General features: G+C 45.2%; 3 protein-coding genes. All 3 read right to left on the bottom strand.

The features are described from left to right. Positions 1-219: 219 nt before the first annotated feature. Complete coding sequence (locus BJR36_RS19850) at positions 220-498, bottom strand: hypothetical protein (protein WP_091237161.1); 279 nt, start codon at positions 496-498, stop codon at positions 220-222. A 131-nt stretch (positions 499-629) separates the two neighbouring features. Beyond that, positions 630-2,252, bottom strand: coding sequence for an Ig-like domain-containing protein (locus BJR36_RS19845; RefSeq protein WP_091237160.1), 1,623 nt, complete (start codon positions 2,250-2,252; stop codon positions 630-632). Continuing rightward, on the bottom strand, positions 2,249-2,749 hold a 501-nt coding region (locus BJR36_RS19840; protein ID WP_139133599.1), incomplete at its 5' end, for a beta-barrel domain-containing protein. The genes BJR36_RS19840 and BJR36_RS19845, both read right to left, overlap by 4 nt.

The raw sequence follows: 2,749 nt of genomic DNA, 5'->3' as shown, positions 1-2,749 counted from the left end.
CAACAATTGAACCAGATGTTACCGAGACAGCACAAGCTGCCTCGTAGGCATAAATAAATTTAAAGAATTACTGACAACTATCTTGACAATCAGCGGATCCCCACTATATATGCTGTAAATGCAGGAATAAAACACTCTCTGTTTATCGGGTAATCCAAAAGATCCTATACAGGGAATTCATTATGATCCATTACCCAATTTCTCTGATATCCTCACCCTTCACCACCCTGCCCGCACTCTCAACAATACACTTAATGGTACCTGACACCATAAAGACGACTTCATGGTGTCAGGTACCGACTCACAATAAGCCGCTTTAAAACCTGTTCTTTTGTCTCCGCCACTTTCTAAATCTACCGTTCCTGTTCTCTTTGCTAATTTATTTCCAATTGTATTAACAAAGGCCCGAGTCACAATATTATTTAACGGAATAGAATTAACAGAAAAATAAATCAGTGCATGCGCATATATCTCTGCTGCGACTTCTTTTTGTGTCATATTTTCAATTCCATGATATCTTAAGATAGCAAAAGCAAATTTATAACATTCATATTTGTTTAAATATGCCCTACTAACCTTAAATGAAAACGTGCTTCCTGTATTCCTTAAGGTCCACGCTGTCTACCAATCTACCAAAACCAGTGCTTTTTCTTCACTACCAGATATCCCGCAGACAGCAGGGCAATGACAGCGGCAAACCCGATAATCACATAAAGGCTTACGGATACCCCTTCCAGCTTCTCTTCTGCCAGCAGATACGTTCCCCCTGTATTGATCCTGATATCCGAACTGTCTTCTGCCCTGATGTTTTCATACCTTCCCTTTCCGGTATTAAAAAGATACAGGTATCTGTACCGGTTTGCAGCATTCATCTGAATCACGATTTCCCCTGGAAGCTCCCGTCCCTCATTGCAGATAAGCTCCATCCCTTTTTCCGTCTTCACGATCTTTAAACCTGTAGAGAGCTGATTATCGCAGTTTACAATATCCTTTCCTTCCAAAACCATCCTGTAAGTATCGCCTCGTATCACCATGGTTTTTCCTGACTCATAAAGGCTTTTCAGCATGGCTGAGGTGATCAGCGGATATTCCCCTGCTTCGATTTCTATCGGGCCGTCCTTTGAGAGAAGATCGATTATGGACTGCTCCTGGACTGTCGCTATCTGGATCTGGATCTGGTTTTCAGCTGTTGCTGCTGCCCCCTCTGCAGAAGTCATATTCACGATTACAGTAACCGCACTTGTCATGTCTCCATTGGACACCAGTATGGTGGTGTTCCCTGTTTTTCTGGCCGTCACCCTGCCGGATTCTGAGACAGACGCGATTCCTTCATCCGCCGATTTGAAGGAAAGGGCCTGGGCTGCCTGTTCAGGAAGGACTTTTCCTGTGATTATGCAGGTATCTCCCTTTTTCAAGACCAGGTACGTTGTATTCAGTTCAATGGAAGTGGCTGCTATTTTTATATGTACCGGCAGCTTTTTGGAAAATCCGCCTGCTGTTAAGGTGATTTCTGCGCTTCCCGGTGTGATTCCCTTTACTTCGCCTGTGGAAGTCACGGTAGCGACTGCGGCATTGCTGGTGGTATAGGTCAGCCTGCTGTCCGTCGCATCCGATGGGAGAACGGTTGCTGAGAGGTTCAGGGTTTTATCGACTTCCAGCTCTTCCTTAAAGTCCGAAACCTCAATATCGGTTACAGGAATACTGGATTTTTCGGTAGATTCCGGTTCCTTTACCGTCAGTTCGAAGGATTTCGAAATGCCGCTACAGCTTACGGTAATCCTGGTTTTTCCTGCGGCCACTGCTGTCATTCTCCCCATGGCATTGACAGTGGCAACGGATTCATGTTCCGACTGGTAGGTAATGGTCTGGGAATCGGCTGTCAGGGGAAGCAGGCTTATGGATAGAAGCTGCTTTTCCCCTGTCTCCATGGATGCATTATAGTCTCCAAGATCAATATCTGTAACTGCCGTTGCCGCAACAGACTCCGCCTGCTCCGATGATTCTGCGGAAAGGCTGCTGGCATGGATCAGCGGAGGTTCTCTCAGAATCAGCGAAGCTATTAAGCATAATGACAGGATCCCGAAAGAAATGCCTGTTCCTGCCTTTCTCAGACACGGGGACTGCATGTGTTCCTGATCTTGTATCTGCTCTTTACTCTGTATCTGTTCTTTACGCTGTTCACATTTTTTACTCTGTATCTGTCCGTTACTCTGTTTACATTTTTCACTCTTGAATTGCCTATATCTCATCATCTTGTCAGTACCCCCAGTGCCTCTAATACATAATTGAAGTAGGTCACTTCATCATACTGGATTCTGGCCTCTACTGCCATTCCATTGGTAATGTCTGCCTTATTCCCTTCCTTGCTGACAAGATACTTATTGTCCGGTTTTATATATACTTTAAAATAAGAAGAACTCTCTCCTGTTTCTGCGTTTTCTGATGTAGTCATGTCACTGTCTATGCTGGTTACCTGACCGGTGATTGTTCCATAGACCGACTGGGTAAGGCCTGCAATGGCAATGTCAGCCCTGTCTCCGACATGTGTTCTTGTTACGTCGGAGGGACTCATATATGCTACTACCTGATAGTTATCCCTGGCCGATGCAATGCTTGCAATTGGCGCTGCCGCCTGTACCACCATGCCTTCTTTATAATCCGACATCATATGTACGATTCCCGATGCATTGGCTGTAATGGTATACTGTCCCTGTCCCTGTTTAATGGCTGTCAGCTGCGCGTTGATTCC

Source organism: Anaerobium acetethylicum, assembly GCF_900096945.1.
GTDB lineage: Bacteria > Bacillota > Clostridia > Lachnospirales > Lachnospiraceae > Anaerobium > Anaerobium acetethylicum.
Note: the sequence above shows the minus strand (reverse complement) of the source record. Positions and strands in the feature narration are given on the sequence as shown.

Coding starts and splice junctions, on each gene's coding strand:
- BJR36_RS19845 (WP_091237160.1), bottom strand. CDS start 2,252: ATGATGAGATATAGGCAATTCAAGAGTGAAAAATGTAAACAGAGTAAC.
- BJR36_RS19850 (WP_091237161.1), bottom strand. CDS start 498: ATGACACAAAAAGAAGTCGCAGCAGAGATATATGCGCATGCACTGATT.